Source organism: Photobacterium sp. J15 (assembly GCF_963870815.1).
In the GTDB taxonomy this organism is placed as follows: Bacteria; Pseudomonadota; Gammaproteobacteria; order Enterobacterales; family Vibrionaceae; genus Photobacterium; species Photobacterium marinum.
Map to the genome: position 1 here is coordinate 656,476 of NZ_CAWMUI010000002.1, position 16,282 is coordinate 672,757.

Annotated in this window: 12 protein-coding genes and 2 pseudogenes; 3 read left to right on the forward strand and 11 right to left on the reverse strand. The window is 40.5% G+C overall.

Features of this window, described 5'->3' with window-relative positions; translation table 11 throughout:
* Nucleotides 1–6: 6 nt before the first annotated feature.
* The 4 genes and pseudogenes from AACQ93_RS25500 to AACQ93_RS19850 form a co-directional block, all read right to left on the reverse strand.
* Nucleotides 7–672 (reverse strand): annotated as a pseudogene (locus AACQ93_RS25500) (methyl-accepting chemotaxis protein); the annotation flags it as partial.
* Nucleotides 673–973: 301 nt separating this feature from the next.
* Nucleotides 974–3,391 (reverse strand): hypothetical protein, encoded by a 2,418-nt coding sequence (locus AACQ93_RS19840; protein WP_064608076.1) that lies wholly within the window; start codon nt 3,389–3,391, stop codon nt 974–976.
* Between the two features lie 2 nt (nt 3,392–3,393).
* Nucleotides 3,394–4,125 carry a protein-L-isoaspartate(D-aspartate) O-methyltransferase gene (locus tag AACQ93_RS19845; RefSeq protein WP_064608079.1) on the reverse strand — a complete coding sequence of 244 codons (732 nt, stop codon included), beginning with the start codon at nt 4,123–4,125 and terminating at the stop codon, nt 3,394–3,396.
* A 55-nt stretch (nt 4,126–4,180) separates the two neighbouring features.
* Nucleotides 4,181–5,077 (reverse strand): LysR family transcriptional regulator, encoded by an 897-nt coding sequence (locus AACQ93_RS19850; RefSeq protein ID WP_064608081.1) that lies wholly within the window; start codon nt 5,075–5,077, stop codon nt 4,181–4,183.
* 80 nt (nt 5,078–5,157) lie between these two features.
* Here AACQ93_RS19850 and AACQ93_RS19855 point away from each other — a divergent pair, with 80 nt between their 5' ends.
* A complete protein-coding gene (locus AACQ93_RS19855; protein WP_064608084.1) occupies nt 5,158–5,406 on the forward strand; it encodes a DUF2798 domain-containing protein in 249 nt (82 codons plus the stop codon).
* A gap of 30 nt (nt 5,407–5,436) precedes the next feature.
* On the opposite strand, the gene AACQ93_RS19860 is transcribed toward AACQ93_RS19855, so the two are convergent.
* The 6 genes and pseudogenes from AACQ93_RS19860 to AACQ93_RS19885 form a co-directional block, all read right to left on the reverse strand.
* Nucleotides 5,437–5,976: a redoxin domain-containing protein gene (locus AACQ93_RS19860; protein ID WP_064608085.1), complete on the reverse strand. Its 540-nt coding sequence runs from the start codon at nt 5,974–5,976 to the stop codon at nt 5,437–5,439.
* A gap of 443 nt (nt 5,977–6,419) precedes the next feature.
* Nucleotides 6,420–7,907 carry a TniQ family protein gene (locus tag AACQ93_RS19865; RefSeq protein WP_064608088.1) on the reverse strand — a complete coding sequence of 496 codons (1,488 nt, stop codon included), beginning with the start codon at nt 7,905–7,907 and terminating at the stop codon, nt 6,420–6,422.
* A pseudogene (locus AACQ93_RS19870) lies at nt 7,907–8,662 on the reverse strand (TniB family NTP-binding protein); the annotation flags it as partial. The pseudogene AACQ93_RS19870 and the gene AACQ93_RS19865, both read right to left, overlap by 1 nt.
* A gap of 159 nt (nt 8,663–8,821) precedes the next feature.
* Nucleotides 8,822–10,726, reverse strand: coding sequence for a DNA-binding domain-containing protein (locus AACQ93_RS19875; protein ID WP_064608092.1), 1,905 nt, complete (start codon nt 10,724–10,726; stop codon nt 8,822–8,824).
* Entirely contained in the window at nt 10,713–11,135 is a 423-nt protein-coding gene (locus AACQ93_RS19880) for a TnsA endonuclease N-terminal domain-containing protein (RefSeq protein ID WP_064608094.1), read from the reverse strand. The genes AACQ93_RS19875 and AACQ93_RS19880 overlap by 14 nt, the downstream gene beginning before the upstream one ends.
* Before the next feature lie 772 nt (nt 11,136–11,907).
* Nucleotides 11,908–12,132 carry a hypothetical protein gene (locus AACQ93_RS19885; protein ID WP_064608096.1) on the reverse strand — a complete coding sequence of 75 codons (225 nt, stop codon included), beginning with the start codon at nt 12,130–12,132 and terminating at the stop codon, nt 11,908–11,910.
* Between the two features lie 980 nt (nt 12,133–13,112).
* Between AACQ93_RS19885 and AACQ93_RS19890 the strand changes: the two genes are divergently transcribed.
* Together AACQ93_RS19890 and AACQ93_RS19895 are read left to right on the forward strand one after the other, a co-directional pair.
* Nucleotides 13,113–13,928 (forward strand): DUF2971 domain-containing protein, encoded by an 816-nt coding sequence (locus AACQ93_RS19890; protein ID WP_198160210.1) that lies wholly within the window; start codon nt 13,113–13,115, stop codon nt 13,926–13,928.
* A 131-nt stretch (nt 13,929–14,059) separates the two neighbouring features.
* On the forward strand, nt 14,060–15,097 hold the full coding sequence (locus tag AACQ93_RS19895) for a hypothetical protein (RefSeq protein WP_064608100.1): 1,038 nt from the start codon (nt 14,060–14,062) through the stop codon (nt 15,095–15,097).
* Between the two features lie 553 nt (nt 15,098–15,650).
* On the opposite strand, the gene AACQ93_RS19900 is transcribed toward AACQ93_RS19895, so the two are convergent.
* Nucleotides 15,651–16,232: an SLATT domain-containing protein gene (locus AACQ93_RS19900; RefSeq protein ID WP_064608102.1), complete on the reverse strand. Its 582-nt coding sequence runs from the start codon at nt 16,230–16,232 to the stop codon at nt 15,651–15,653.
* Between the last annotated feature and the right edge of the window lie 50 nt (nt 16,233–16,282).

Genomic DNA, 16,282 nt, shown 5'->3' on the forward strand with positions numbered 1-16,282 from the left:
CCCTAGTTGCTCTGTGGTATTTAAAAGCTCTGCAGCACTTTCCTTATTTAAATTGATTGATTCTTTTATCTCTTTGGATTGAGTCAATACTGTTTTAACTGAAGATTCAATTTTGCTACTGGCTTCGTGGGCTTTATTGGCAAGCATTCGCACTTCATCAGCAACAACAGCAAAACCACGCCCTGCATTACCGGCTCGGGCTGCTTCAATTGCTGCGTTGAGAGCCAACAGGTTTGTTTGATCGGAAATCTCTTGAATTGTACCAACAAGGTTGCCAATCAATGCGGCAGTTTCATCTAAAACCTGAGCTGCATTGCTACTATTTTGAGTTTGTAGGCTTATGCGTTCAGCAAGGGTATTCAATCCGTCTAATGCATATGCATAACCTTCACTGATCGTTTGTAATGTCTTGTTTTCATGCATGAGGTGATCAGCACTGCTGGCCAACCCATTACGAATATTATCTAACATTTCACCACCTTTAAGATGGCTGGACATTATTTGTGATTCTAACTGGTTTTCATTAGTTACCTTAATTAGTTGTCGTTCGTTTTCTTTTATTTTTTGAAGTAGCTGGTCAGTTTCTGCTTTATGTTGAGCCGTTAGTTCAGATAAGCTTTTACGTAGTGAAGCGTTTTCCTTTTTAAGTTTTGACGCTAAAAACATATTCATCTCATTTATTATTAATTAGGTTAATGATGTTTATTTAAAATGACAGTGCTAAGAAATGTCAGTATCAAAAATTAATGGCAATATGGTTGTTCTTTATATAAACACTGAATTTGTAGTATGAAGCTATATGGTTATAAGGGAGTGAGGTATAAAGTTATTATATATTTGGCTTAATATGCATTTATGACAATAATCAAAATAAATTTAATATAGTTTAGCGTGCCATTAAACTCAGTACTGTAAGGGTTTGTAATACAAAATCAAGAATGGATATAAAGTTAGGTGACTCCATTGTATCAACTCAAGGTAGCCTACCAATCTGATTCGTCCCGGCGCCTTTCGAGCAAAGTGCCGCTAATAAGTAGAATGCTGTTGCGCAAAGCATAATGGATTGGATGCCGAAGTGCAGGGCAAGTCCAGCCGCAACAATAGAAGTGAGAACCGAGGCGCATCCGTTCATCGCCCAGGCATAAGCCCGCTGTAAAGGGGTTGTAAGCAGACTACGCATTCCCAGTGCGAATGGCACCCCCATTAAAATCCCTGGTGGAAAGAGTATAAGCAGAGCGAATAAATAACGTAGAAGCTCGGGTAATCCAAGAAGGTAATCTAGTAGCTGATCTATAAAGATAATAATACCAAGAAGTGCTAGGAGGAGAGTCGTAAGAGAATAGATAACTGCATTCTTCCTCATTTTCTGAGACCACCACCCGCCGATCCCGGAAGAGAGCAGAATACCTGCCAGGACAAAAGTAAAGCTGAATACCGGACTGGAAAAGATCAGGATATAGGCCTTGATAAAATAGATCTCTACGAACATGAATCCCGCTCCGATGGAGAAGAAGTAAAACTTCTGTGCTAAAGGAACGGATTCTTTTCTTCTTCTGGCTAGCAATTTGGGAAGCAATAACAGCAGGGTAGCAACAACCAGCGCTTCTAAAAAAACGACAGCAATGACGATCTCTCCGGAAAGAAGCATAGAATAAGGCCTGCTTCCCAAGCTCAAGTACAAGTCATCTAATCTATCCCATTTGATAAAGCGGCCTGGAAACGGCCTGTCGTCATTCTGTGGCGCTGTATCCAGAAGGTAACCATCAAAAAACTGTTTCTCTCTATTTTCGCTGTAATGCTGGATTAGCTTCTCGATGGCAAGGTAATGATGGGGGAATTCGAAAATATTGAAGCGATTAGCAAGAGAAGGCTGCATATCCCGGATATAAACAATGTCAAAATTTAGCCTTTCAGCAAAAACCGTCTGAATTTCAATATCTTCAATAGGATTTTTGCTGACGAGCAGCGTGTAAATCCCCCAGTTTCTAAATAGAACAAGGTGATGCTGTGGTTTTTTTATGCCGCGCTCCCATAGAACCTGAAGTGCAGTGGAAAAAAGACGGATTGAGTCGGAAGGAGGAAGAAGCAGCTTGCGTGAAATGATAATGACCCCTTTTTCAGAAAGGTGGTTCAGGTACTCTCCGAAGGCTTCCGTGGTAAAAAGGTACTCCTGACTCAGAGCTGTTGAGCCGGGCAGGGATGTTCCCCAGTTTTCAAGATGGATGATGTCGTATTTTCTTTGTGATTGCTTGAGAAATATCCGAGGATTTTCAGACGTCGTGTGCAAATTATAATGTTTCCCTATGGCCAGAGATATGATGGGACTTTCATGAATAACGGTGATTTCCGGGACATCGGCAGCAAGTGCCGTCGGAATGCTGGTTCCTCCTTCTCTAAGGATAAGAAGGGCGCTTTGCGGGGAAGGGACAATATCGTAGCCTATCGTCGGCAAAGTGAATTTCGCAAAGTCGAACGTCCTTAAATTGCCTTCAGCCCCATAGAGAACCAGTTGTTCGTCTCCGTCCCGGAAAATGGATTTTTGCACAGGAAGGTTGCCACTAAATTTAAGACTTAGGCCCGGTGCATAACGGATATAGGGGCTGGATACTGTCTCTGTTTTACCGGTTATGCTGCTGTGCGATTCTGTGATAGTTGAATAGGGAAATTGCTGAAGCTGGCTTAGTGATTTATATGGTGAAGGGGTGACAGCCAGCTGAGCACCGCCCCAGGGGGTGAATAGCAAAGTTGCAGCAAGCAGAATAGAACAAACACTTATTAGGGGAATAATAAGATTCCGGACAGGAAAATGGGAACTGATGTTGTCTTTATTCTTTATATAAACGGCTGTAGTGACATAACAAAGGGGGACTATTGCAACGGTCACGACGAGTTTTCCCTCCCCGATAAAAGGTAGTAATAGGGAGGGAAGGATAGTTCCCAGAGCAGAACCGGTCATATTGGAAAAGTAGATTATTCCTGTGCTTTCCGGCTGTTCGACATAAGCAGTCAGAACAACCAAACCAGCGAGGAAAAATGGTATCGCGAGAAGCGCATAGGAGAGAAAAAGATAGAATGCCTGAATCGACTCCAGTGCCAGCCTGAAGTAATCAATGGGAAGCTTGGTAAGAATAATAAAAGAAGTAAGTGTTGAGCAGCTGTAGAGAAGAACTAAAACCGTTGTTGCTTTCTCTGTAGCTAATTGTTTGACCCAGCCACTTTTCCTTGAATCGAGAATACTAAGTACGGTACCGCTTGCAGCAAAGCCGAATAGCGCGATACTGATCACCATAAAAGAGAGGTGATTCCATTGACTGATCGAGAAGATCCTGGCGAGAAGTATCTCGAAGGCAAGAGACGAGAGGGATACCAGAAAAACTACAGGGAGAGTCATTGTTATTCACCGGAAGTCTGCATTGCGTGTCCGGTCATGGGAACAAAGAGAACCCCGGCGATTTGCCAAACCTTATAGTCATCACCTTTTTTGGTGACGAGAACAAGATTCTGATAGCTGAAGGGGTTTCCCAGAGGAAGAACCAGCAGCCCTCCATCTTTGAGCTGCGTTAAAAGGGGCGGAGGGATATGGTCAACAGCGGCGGTGAGCATTATGGCATCATAGGGCGCACCCTTATTCCAACCAAAGTAGCCGTCACCACATCGTACTTCAACATTGGTATAACCCAGAGAGTCCAGCAGTTTGCGGGCCTTAATGCAGAGCTTTTCCTTGATCTCGATGCTAACCACTTCCTTGGCTAGCTCCGAAAGTACCGCTGCCTGGTATCCAGAGCCGGTTCCTATCTCGAGTACTTTTTCACTGCCAGTGAGTTCAAGCAGCTCCGTCATCAGGGCAACGATATAGGGTTGTGATATGGTCTGTCCTTCGCCGATCGGCAGGGGGGAATCCGTATAGGCTTTGAAAGCCAGTATTTTCGGGACAAAAAGGTGTCGTGGAAGCTTTTTCATAGCCATTAGCACTCGCTTGTCTACAATGCCACGCTTGCTTAGCTGGCTTTGGACCATATGCTCACGGGCGCGGACATATTTTTCAGAATCACTCACGGCCAATGCTGCAAGATGCTGGCTTCCGAAGATGATAAAGGCAATAAACAGAAACAAGAGTCGACCCATAGCGCATTCCCTACAGGATTTAGATATGACTAAATCACTATAGAGTATAGGAAGATTAAGCGTCTGACCTATCCATCTGTATGCCTTCTTCCAGCAAAGCCTTAATGAGGATACGAACAGCATTAGGCTGATACTTTCTGGCCTTATATACCAGATAAGACTGGCGGTCGCTGCGGTGATAGTCTGGTAGCAACTGTATTAAATTGTTGGCTTCACTGGCATGTCTGAGCGGCAGTGAAGCGACACCAAGACCTCTGCTTACAGCATCAACAACGGCCCTGATGTCGTTGACGACCAGTCGAGGTTTAATTTGATGCTCTTCAACTAATTGTCCGTCACGGAAGAAGGCAAAATTGCTTTTCCGCTCTACGGTTACCCAGTCAAGTGCTGCGAGGTCTGATGGGGCAGAAATCTCACCGCATTGCCGGATATATTCTTCACTTGCGAAAAAGCCATGCTTTGCGGTGAAGATTGGCCTGGCAATCATGTCATTCATATCTTCAATATCGAAGGTTATTAATAAATCCCTGTCTGTTTCAGGTTTTGCCTGCTCGTTGTTCAGAAGCAAATCAAGTTGCACCTTCGGATAGGTTTTGAGGAATTTTTCGATCGTCGATGCGATAAAAGAACGATAGAAACTGTGCGGAACAGACAATCGCACCCGACCGGCAACTTGATTCGTTTGTTCGGTGAAGCTCTCAATACCGGATTCAATCAGTTCCATGCCACTGTTTAGGTTTTCGAAAGCAAGTATCCCGACCTCTGTTGGGGTCAGCTCGCGCCCTTTCTTTTCCAGCAGCCTGACATTTAGCCGGGTTTCCAAGGCGGCCAGACGCCGCGACACTGTAGATTGCGGTAGATTTAGATGCTTTGATGCTCGTTGCAGCGAGCCTTGTTCCACGACTTTGCAGAACAAAAATAGGTCATCAATATTTCCAAATATGGAATCCACGGTTCAACTTTCACCTGTTTTTACTATTTATGGTTAGGTTTATACTTTTTTCATAAATGTTCAATAGGAGAGTATGCATTATGAGTAAAAAGCAATTCTGGATTTCGACACTTCTGTCATCGTTAACAATGGCCACCATGATGTCTGGGTTGATTTCCGGCGTAAAAATGGGATTCAGCGCTGAATGGCCACCAGTGTGGGGGCAAAGTTTCTTAATGGCGTGGCCATTCGCACTGTTTCTTAACCTGACTGTGCTGCCTCAAATCCGCAATTTTGCAGCTTGGTTGTGTCGGCCAAAAGAGGCTGTTGCAGTGGTGGAAAGTGAATAGCGAGAGAAACTGGTGTTATCAAGTGAAGAATTAGTATTTTAACGTGCCGCGTATTGGGTAGTGATTGCTGGGATCTCGTATCCAAGCGAGGCCTCTTGAAAGTGCGCCTAACTCTGGCCTTACGAATGGATTATTTGATATATCAACAACATGTAACTTGCCATTTTCATTGACAACGAAAAGGCCAGGTTCAGCAAAGTTGTGATCAGTTTCTTGGTCAGAGCGAGGAACGGAGATGTATAAGCCCAGTGTTTTCATCTGTTCTTCTGTGAGGCCATAAGCAATAGGGAAGTTGACATCCAGTTTTTCTAAGTGCTCCTCTAACTGCTCTTTGGAGTCTCCGGATACTGCAAGAATATCAATACCAGTATCAGCAAAAGCCTGTCTAAAATTCTCAATTTCATTCAAGTATTTCGTACATAGTGGACAATGTTTTCCTCGATAAACAAACACTGCTTGCCATGTTGTATTTCCCTGTGGTTTTCCCAATGTAACGGTAGAACCATCGAGTTTTGTTGCAGCTAAAGTCGGAAATGAATCGCCGGCTCTGAGCTTGTTTGAATGCTCCATCGCTGTTCTCCTATGCTTTTTTGACTATATCAAACTATAAGCAACGGTTGAGAACCATACAATCAGCCTACTTTTATTTACCTGGTTACCTCTTTTACATTCCTAATTTATTGGTTTGATTACGTTCGATTTTCAGGCTATTACGATTTTTCAAAATGGAAAAGGGGGCAATAGTCCGGAAATCGCTAATAGCTAAATCAACTAGTTAAAACTGAATCCAAAGAAAGCCGGAAATAAATTAAGGGCAATAAGCCGGAATTTTTCGCATTACAAATAAATAACCGGAAAAACAGGAGGTTATGGAAGTATGGGGGCAGAATTCCAGCTACTTAACTAAATATAGTTTAAAGGGAGTGATTAATAAATATACAGAAAGGAATCTTTCTGGCGGGTCTTAGAATTGAAGCTATTGAGATGAAAATGAAATAGCAGCCGGATAGCTGCTATTTAGATGGGGTGCTGTTGAGTAATTTTTGCACATCTTGCGAATTGTAAGAATGGAAAAATGCTTTGTTGATATGTGGATTTGTCTTGCAACGACGAATATTTCCTTTGGCAACTAACGTATTGAGCTCTGTTTGGTTAATGCCAAGAAGTAATTTGACGATCTTTGCTGTCATATAAAATTCTTTTTGTGACAGCATCCGTGAGCTCCAGCTTTCCAGGTCAGATTTTCGCCAACATAGTGAATGAAATCCGTGATTAACTGAAGTCCTGTAAGTTTGAATGCGCTGATCTTTAAGTAGCTCCCCAAGCGAACTGCCACATTTCTCAAACAAAAGGTTGTCTCGAATGGATTCAAGAGAAAGATAGTGTTCAGCATCTCTATCGGCAAGGGGGAATACAGCTAGTAGCTTGGCAAAGTCTCTCAGGTCAAATAGCATACCAGAGATAGATTTGGCGCTTTTGAACGGTATGATCACTTTTTCCTTAATCAGCGATGATAGTTCTTCAAAGGTTGAACCTAGTATCCGTTCTACGCCCCATAAATCGCCGATAAACCTGGTGGACTCATCGTTAATTTCTTGTCCCTGTAGCTTAAATGCTTGTCTGACCTTATTTTTTACTGCATTCGTTGCCTGCCATTTTGTGAACGTTGGTGTGAGGCAGGGTGAGTTATCAGCCGAGATGGTTGATGTATCGATTATGATACTTGGGTATTGCATAGCATCACGACTGATCACTTCCATATCTTTGCGGGCCTGTTCAATTTCGAGTGCGTATTGTTTACGGGCTGCTGGTTTTGTTAGTAACTCATAGGTTGCTGTAAGGATCTCAACAAGATCTGGAATAGTATAATTTTCTAGGTATTCCGATTTGCCTGGCAGTTGGTCATATGGTCTTAGAAGTTGCCCAGCTGTATCCAGAAGGCTTTTGGATGCATCCTTTAGTGCTTTCCCTCTCAGATTGATGAGTCCGTTTAGATAAGGCGGCAAACAACCAACCGTGTCTCTGAATTCACTTAATTGGCAGGAGCAATAGCTGCAGCTATCATCGTTTATTGCTTCAAAAGATAAAGACTCATTACACGATGGGCATTTATCTATAAGTTGAATACCATGTTTGGCACAGTGCGTCTTGAGTGAAATCTGCCAATCAATGTTTTGAATCCTACTATGAGCCAGGCAAGCCGGGCAATACCTTGCAACACTCTTAAGAAGAGGTGATAGTTTAGTTTCAGTCGCTTGTTTCTCGAAGTGGTTAATGGCCGGTTGAATGCTCTCATCCGAAAGGGCTTGCAGGACATTCATGACATATTTATAGGAACCTGTTTGTCTGAAATTAGCATGATGATTAGGTTTTACATCGCACGCGCTAAGTACTTCACTGCTGTTCATGCAGCAATTACTTGCTGCGAGTCGTGCAATAAACCCTTGAACACATTCATTGTCTTCAGGAGTTAACGAGTATGGTAGCTTTAACTTGCTCATCACTTATACCTCAAAGTTTTTTTGAGCCAGTGTTCAACGTCGAGCAGGCTGACCTCAAATGGATTAAAATCCATTACATCAGATGGTTGATACTCTTTGTCGAACGCCCGCTCAATATCATTCATGTCGATTGGGGATTTAGCTGGATTTGTTCTAATAGCCAGCTCAATTAATGTATGCCAGAGTCCTGGCAGACCGTCACAAGCAACGTATAAACGAAGAAGAAAGTCATCGCTGAAATCGACATAATCTACAGGACAAGAATCGCGATACATATTCACAAAGACTTGAAATTCTCGATTCCCCTTAAGGGGGGGAGCAAAACGTTCCAGCCGAGCGGTACCAAGAAAACGGCGGCGTAATTGGTCGTCCGAGCGTACGAGTTTTTCAGCAACGGGTTTACCTACCAGGATGAAAGCACACCCCGTTTCACGCATGACCGTTTTGTAGAAATCACAAACGATTGATTCATGATTTTTCTTATATTTTTCAGTAAAATGGTGAACTTCATCATTGGCGATAATTTTATATCCGTGTTTGTTTATCAGGTCGATGACTTGTTTAGTTCGTCGAGCTTCTGTGTGCCTTTGGTTATCTAGTTTCGATGCGCCCATTGCTTCATAAAATGCACTTTGCAAGGCTTTGAGGCTAGATGGGGAGGGGGCTTCCACAAAAAGAAAAGTGTCCTTGTTAATGTCTTTGTGTGGGTGATTATTTATGAGGTGAGTATTGGCCACCTCAAGCATAGCGGTTTTGCCGGCCCCGCGTCGCCAAGGATTAGGACACTTCTTGGTGTCCCACCATCAATAGTACTGTTGATACACGTTTCAACCTTGTCGAAAGCTATGCTTGCACTTTTGTGCATAATGTAATTGTTTTGGAGTTTTTCTAACGCGTTCATATAAGCCTGCTTTCTACTTTTTAGTGAATGTTGTCATACCGTAGTCATCATCTTGAGGTTGGTGAGTAATTCTTTGTTGCTGTGGTTCTTTGTCACCTTGGTCTGCATTAACTATTTCGTTAAGAAGCTCCTCAGTTAGCTCTTCCACTTCATATCCTGTCTTTTTGTCTTGTAGCGCGTTGCTTTTTGGTTTTTTGCTTGACTCGGATTTAACGCGCCTCGTGGACTTCAGAGCCTCTTCTCGGATTTCGTGTTCGGCAATACATGCCTCTATAGGAGTATGCTGACGTAGAGTTCGCACCATTTTCAAATGTTCATCTAACGGTGTGCCTTCAGGTACAACGGGTTTAATCGAAGGTACCTTGAGCAGATTTGATGTTTCAGGGTTAATGACATAAATTGAACTGACATCAAGTGGGTCAACATAATATTCTAGTTCGGTGCTGCGTTTGATATCGGTTATTTTTTGAAGCTCAGGGCTGTTATAGAAGGTATAGAATTTATTAATTCCACTAAGGTAATTTGCCATGCCTGATTCCAATGTTCCGGAACGTGCAAATCTAGCATCAAAATCATCTGGTAATTTTTGTTTAATATCCATGCATGACTCCTCCCAAATTTGAATTGGTGTTTGTGTTCTTCCTGTTTGCTTTGTAATCACATAAGAATCTACAATCCAATTTTGAAGATCGTGAAGATACTGTTCTACTGTGATTCCTTTCTTGGCCTTTAGCATATCTCTGGTTCCATTATCACGAATGTTCTTATAAGAACCTGGTAATAAAACCTCAAATCTGTTTTTTATCTGACGGATAAAATTTTCAACAAATGGCTTTCTGTATGGTGCTTTTACTTCTGTGCTCATTACCATGGTTCGAAATTCAGCAAAAAGATTCTTAGTAAGGTTCTCACAAAGGAAACCAGCTCCAGCATCGGTTACTGCATGGTAAATAATCCCTCTACAATCTATTACGTTACCTGTTTTTGTTGATATCCAATAACCACTCATAGCCTTCTTAACACAAAGACGAAAGCAACTTGAGCTCTCTCCCCGTTCAGATAGAGTGACAATAGCAAGTGGCATATTGCTGTAGGTATCAATAGCCACACAAAAGAATAATCTAGTGGATATCTCTTCTTGACCATCTCCTATTGTTATTAACGGTACTTGAGGGCTGTAAAAATCAAACTCAACACGATCTTTAATATTGGATACGTCAAATTCGTTAAAGTAACTGCGAATAGCTTGCTTTAAAGATGTTCCACCTTCTCGCTTTTTGATTAATTCATGTTGTGGCAGCCTATTTATCTGTTTTCTAAACCACTCATGGCTAGGTATATCAGACTCATCTAAATTAAATGACTTAGCACAGTACCCTTTGAAACTTCTGTACACTGATATGATAGTAGTATTACTACGAGTTAAGTAATAAGTGTCAATGTATTTTTCAGCTTCAATTGTTAGGAAAGATTGATATCGAGGTTTTTTACATCCTTTTTGGTGATGCCTCGGGACAAATGTTTCAACTTGCCACCCATATTTCTTTGCTTTTCTTAGATATTCATATAGTTGAGTCTTACCGATTGACCGCAAGTTGTTTTTTTTTGCATACTCTTGTATGTCTTTACTCTTAATGTTCTTCTTGTCTTTGAAGTAGTGAGATAACCTCATGATGTTAATCGCATTTTCTCTGTCCTTCAAAGAGTAGCGAGCAGGGTGAGAAAACTGGTATTGGGCTTTGGCTATTGATAACTTTCCACTTCTTGTTGCATCATGGACTTCACTTATAGTCAAGGTTAGAGGTCGTTCAGTATCATGAAAGAAGGTATAAAAATTTGACTTAATATGTTCAAGAGTATATACCTCCCCTCCATAATTAATGACGTCGCCCTCTAATAAATCACTAACACTTGTCATAAAAGCTGTCTACATATTTTCGGTTAAGTTTAAAAAAATTTTTGTAATCAAATAATTCATCATTTGTGCATAGTTTGAATGATATATCTTTGCTTTTAAGTAGTGTCTCAATAACAAAGAACTTCTCTAAGAAAGGTTCGACTCTATCTTTTGGTTTAACTTCTAGAACACACCACTCTCCAGATCTGAATTTAACTAAGAAATCCGGGGTGTAGTGATGATTTTTACCCTTGAATAAGTACTTCATTGTAAATGGTTGAGCTTGTTGGTAAATGATATTGTCATTAAGTTCGTTCTCTAATGCTTGACACGCTTCCGGCATACTCTCACACCTGAAAACAGAGTTTGCTTTATTGCTCATAAATCGATATATGTTATTTACTTTTGAGTAGCGTGGTATTTTTCTCATGTTTGCTCCTTTTTTGTTGTGCTGGTGAATAATAGCGTCAAAAAATATAGTTGCAAGTCTTAGAATTAATATTTTTGATTGTGTTGGTTTTGGTTTAATTAATGTTTTTTTGCAGTTTTTGTTATTCGGCTTTTTTACTTGTCTTTCTATTGTTTTTAAATGACGTTTTAATTTATCTTAGTATTTCATTGGGTTGTGAGTTTAATTATATCAAAACAAACAATGTAGTATTTGAGCTTTAGTTTTAGATGTTTAATTAGTATTAATATAATTAAATATCAAATTAACCAGCGTTGATGCAAAAAATATTTTTTCCAGGCTATAGTTTTTTCTCTAACCGGAGGATATGATGATTTTCCAACGCACTGAATTGCGTAAATTTTGCACAACCTAAGCTTTTCAATTTTAAAGTTGAGAATTTCACTAAGAAAATCAGTTGTAAGAAATTATGTGAGTTGGTGCGTATGAGGTGAGACTTACCTTAGGGGATGGTGTCTTACAACTAATAGCTTGGTGAGGAGTGTTGATATGATGTGTCATAGGTATCAGAGAGAGACCGGTAACAGTTTCGATTTAGCCTCCAAAACATCTTCTACTGTACCTTCAGAATGTTTCAGATCTAACGAAGCCTTATCTATTTCGCCCTGCCTATTACTTCAAGTCTCTACGGTTGCCTGGGCTGCAAGATCATCAAAAGGATCACAGCCGTGTGCGTCAACGGAACAAGTGTAAGTCCTGTGGCGGCACGTTTAACCAGTAAACTGGGACGCCCCTAGTCATCTGAAATAAATGGCACTATCGAAGTAGATAAGATTTTCTTCGTAAAGTTTCTCAGGGCAAGAGAATCATTGCCCATCGCTCGGCGCGTAAGCGCGGTGGATAGGCCATCAAGAAACTGAAGAAATGGCAGATCTCGGTGCTGATGGTCAAAGATCACAACGATGCGGTACTTTACACAGCCGGTGTAATCGCATGCAACACCTTCGCACATGAGCATGGGTGCTCCCGCTATCGATGCATCGAAAGACAAGTGGTCGATCCGAAAGCACTTCCAAATCCAGGGAGTGAATTCCTACGCAGCCCGGCTGCACATGTAGATGGAAGGTTTCCGTGGGCGGTCATACATGCATTAGCATGTAAGCACTGATCGATATCCTTCCCGTATAAAGGAGTAATTAATCCACACTTTTACCCGGGAAAAGTGAATGTCTCATGCGAACTGACCTCATACACAGTGGTTTATACAGTAGTTATCTACCCCTGATCTACTAGAGTTAGTTCCTGTCAGTTCCAGTCTCATTTGAGATTTTGTCCGGCTAAATGGGATTTTCGTTTTTGCCTTATCCTTCTGTTTATAAAGTAAATTTGCGAATGGAGATGATTTCGGGTGAAATGAGTTGTCCAATTTTGCGCTTGAAAGCCCAAAAAATTAGAGTTTTGAAGTTTGAATTACTTCACGCTAGCAATGGTGGTGAGTGGCAGGCTTGAAGGCATGTTATGCTCATATTGGCAGTAGAAAACGAGAACAGCTCCCTTTCTTTTCTTTCACTAATGAAGTAGCTATCTACAGCTAGCTCATCATGGTTTCAACATCCCATCAGATACTATTCACGATATGGTCAAAACATGCGCACAAGCGTTGTGTAAATAAAAACACTTTCATACGTACAGATAGTTGGACAAATATCAAATTTTGTAATCAATATGTTGGTATTATACTGGGCACATTTTGTTAGCTCTGCCGTGGGGACGTAACCCAGGGCGGTAGCATGGAAGGTTGTGGCAACTTCGGCGTTGCTGTTTATGGTCAGCGAGTCTGGAGAGTGTTTGATGTGAGATATACGAACGTTATTTGCATTCCACATTCTAAGTTTATTTTAATTTCAGAGGATTAGGCGATGAATTGGGGTATATCGCAATGGTAATAAACGTATTATGACGTCGTTAAATTTTAAAGGAGCATATGTGGACATAAAGATGAATTCTGCTCGTAATTTGGGAATTGAAAAACTCTATAAATACCGTGCATTCAACCCTGACAATACGACTTTTTTGGAAACCATATTTAAACATGATGAACTTTACTTTCCTTTGCCTAGTGCATTAAATGATCCGTTTGAGTGTCAATTTCGATTGAGTGTTGGTGACTTAAAAGACCTTGACTATAGAGCTAGACATCGCGTTTGGGCTTATGGAATCCAAAAGGATTTAAATCCTAAAGTAAGTGCTCAAGAATATTTTGAATACTATGATTCATTACCAGAAGATACTCATCTAGAGTTTACTCAAGATATCCGTGATGACATGTATAAAATAATAGACCGAAAATGGGGTATTTTTAGTCTATCTAGTGAATCGTTAAACGTTCTGATGTGGGCGCATTATGCAAACAACCACCGTGGTTTTTGCTTAGAGTTTGATTCAAGCAATGACTTCTTTGGTAGGGCGTGGCAAGTTAAATATGTTAATAAAATTAATTGCTTAGATATTCTTGAATTATCTGAAGGTGACGCGTTTAATGCCCTTCTTACAAAAACGGATGAGTGGTCTTACGAAAGTGAATTTCGCGTACTAGTTAATGTCAACAACGAATTGGACGGGCTACCTAACGTAGTTGGAAATAATGTAGCAAAGTTTCAGCCAAATCAGCTTTCAGGGATCATATTCGGTGCACGAATGTCGGACGAAGATATTTCAAGAGTAGTAAGTTGGCTTGGGCCACAGCATGAACATGTGACACTAAAAAAAGTTGTTTTGAACCCAGAGGGTTCATTAAGTAAGCAAGAAATTTAACAAGCAACTTAAGAAAGGGATTATAACAAGTGGCATGCGTGGTTTGAATCCACATTATTTAATCGCGTTCAGCTTGAGTTATGGGGGGATAAGCATTTTTACACCTTAATGCGGCTACACAAGGAGAAAATATGGACAAATATTTTGAATATGAAAAAGCATATAAAAGTCGACCTCATGTCGTGTTGATTGGAGCTGGTGCAAGTGTTGCAGCTATCCCTAGAGGTGACAAGAACGGTAGAAAATCATCTGTAATGGATGGTTTTATAGAAAAACTAGGAATGAGCGAAGTCATTGCTAAATTAAATCTGGTTACAAATAGCAATAATTTGGAAGATATATACTCTGAACTGGCTGATAGAGAAGAGTATTCTGACGTTAGGGATGTATTGGATAATAGAATTAGAGAATACTTTGATGAATTCGAGATTCCAAATGAACCAACTATCTATGATTTTTTATTATTGTCTCTTCGTGAAAAAGATCTAGTTGCAACATTTAACTGGGATCCACTTTTGTTACAAGCTTATCAGAGAGTTTCGAGGATTACCAATAAGCTTCCTAATTTAGCCTTTTTACATGGGAATGTATTGATTGGTTATTGCTTGAGACATCAATTTTCTGGAAACATTGATAATGTTTGCCCAGAATGTGGCGAGTATTTTAGTCCTAGTAGACTTTTATATCCTGTAACCAAAAAAAATTACAATAGCGATCCGTTTACTGTAAATAATTGGAAGGCATTGAAAAAGTATTTATCTGAAGCCTACTTAGTGACAATCTTTGGTTATAGTGCTCCAAAAACGGATGTTGAAGCAATTGAAATACTTATGAATGCTTGGGGAGGGAGTAGCCATAGAAATATGGAGGACTTTGAGTTCATCGATATAAAAAGTGAGGATGAGTTAATCGACATATGGGAAGATTTTGTCCATACACATCATTATACATATACAAATGACTTCTTCAAATCTTCAATGGCTAGATTCCCACGAAGAACAACAGAAGAACTCTTTGATAGAACTCAAAATTGTATTTGGACTTCACCTGATACTCCATTTTTTCCATCTATGACATTCTCAGATATTGAAAGTATTGTGACAGTTTTAGTTGATGAGGAAATTAAAAATATAGATGGTTTTATTACGCTGAAAAAAATCGATGAATAATTTGTGTATCAAGCAATCAAGGTGATGCTGGGCACTCGTTGGTTTTGGAAGGGGATCTGGTGTGCTTAGGTTGTAGAATAGGGTAACCTAACGTATTGATAGATTGAGGCATGTCAGTGACATCGATGGCCTAGTACGGAGAGTATACTCAGAACTTAATAAGCTGTGGCAACAGCGATATTGCCGATATATTTCTGTCGGAGATCCGCTGCACGTTTCTAACACCTGGGTCAGTGTCAATGATGGCATTAGAAGGAATACTATGACATTGTTAGGTTGGCACGATGAAGCTGACAGTTTTCATCTGTCAATAATATAATTCCATTTGGGCGATTTGGTTCTTTTCACACTATGCAGCAATGAAGATGCCACTGTCTTTCTGCTGTTGTAGGCACTCTTGTCATAGCTGCATTTGATCTTCACGAGTAATGATATAACCCTCTAATGAGGAGCTATATTGAAACCAAGTATTCATGATTACAGGAACATGGAGAGATTGGCGCTTTCACTGATATAGTAGTGGATCAGTAAGTCAGACTGTGTTGCCCATAAACTAGGTAGCATTTTTTGCAACTTTATCAATTACTTTTTTCTTTGTTAGCGGAGCATCTGCAGAGGTGAAGTTCCATTCAAGCTCAATTTTGTCAATTTCATTTTCAATATCTAAACCTTCAAGGTTACCAGTATTAAGCTTTGTCAGAAGACGTTCAATCTTACGGCGAGTATTACCATAGCGACCAGCAGCTGCACGATGTTGCTCAGCTCGAGCAGCAAATCTTGCTTGAGAAACAACTCCTGAAAGTATAGCTGATAGACCTCCAACGAAAATTACCACATATTGCATGTTAGATGAGTTCACTTTCCACTTAATCAGAGGAATTGTTATGGCTTCTATCCCATTCAAATTGCCGGTGTAAGAGAAGAAGGACATTGCAGTGACAAAAACAGTACAAAAAACGAGCAGGTATCCAGTCCAATCGGCTCTCCAATTTAGCTTTTCTGCACGCATATAATGGCCTATTTGAGCCTTTGTGATACGGTCAAGCCAGTTTTTTAGAGTTTCTTCATGGCTGCTAAAAGTTGGCACTGGTTTGTTGTGTTTTTTGTGTTTTAAGATTTGTTCAATAACTACCATGATGTTTATAACCTCCTGATTAGTATCATATAATCTATCATAAGTTGATT

Coding starts and splice junctions, on each gene's coding strand:
- AACQ93_RS19840 (WP_064608076.1), bottom strand. CDS start 3,391: ATGACTCTCCCTGTAGTTTTTCTGGTATCCCTCTCGTCTCTTGCCTTC.
- AACQ93_RS19895 (WP_064608100.1), top strand. CDS start 14,060: ATGGACAAATATTTTGAATATGAAAAAGCATATAAAAGTCGACCTCAT.
- AACQ93_RS19890 (WP_198160210.1), top strand. CDS start 13,113: ATGAATTCTGCTCGTAATTTGGGAATTGAAAAACTCTATAAATACCGT.
- AACQ93_RS19875 (WP_064608092.1), bottom strand. CDS start 10,726: ATGACAAGTGTTAGTGATTTATTAGAGGGCGACGTCATTAATTATGGA.
- AACQ93_RS19880 (WP_064608094.1), bottom strand. CDS start 11,135: ATGAGAAAAATACCACGCTACTCAAAAGTAAATAACATATATCGATTT.
- AACQ93_RS19900 (WP_064608102.1), bottom strand. CDS start 16,232: ATGGTAGTTATTGAACAAATCTTAAAACACAAAAAACACAACAAACCA.
- AACQ93_RS19865 (WP_064608088.1), bottom strand. CDS start 7,907: ATGAGCAAGTTAAAGCTACCATACTCGTTAACTCCTGAAGACAATGAA.
- AACQ93_RS19885 (WP_064608096.1), bottom strand. CDS start 12,132: ATGCTCATGTGCGAAGGTGTTGCATGCGATTACACCGGCTGTGTAAAG.
- AACQ93_RS19860 (WP_064608085.1), bottom strand. CDS start 5,976: ATGGAGCATTCAAACAAGCTCAGAGCCGGCGATTCATTTCCGACTTTA.
- AACQ93_RS19845 (WP_064608079.1), bottom strand. CDS start 4,125: ATGGGTCGACTCTTGTTTCTGTTTATTGCCTTTATCATCTTCGGAAGC.
- AACQ93_RS19855 (WP_064608084.1), top strand. CDS start 5,158: ATGAGTAAAAAGCAATTCTGGATTTCGACACTTCTGTCATCGTTAACA.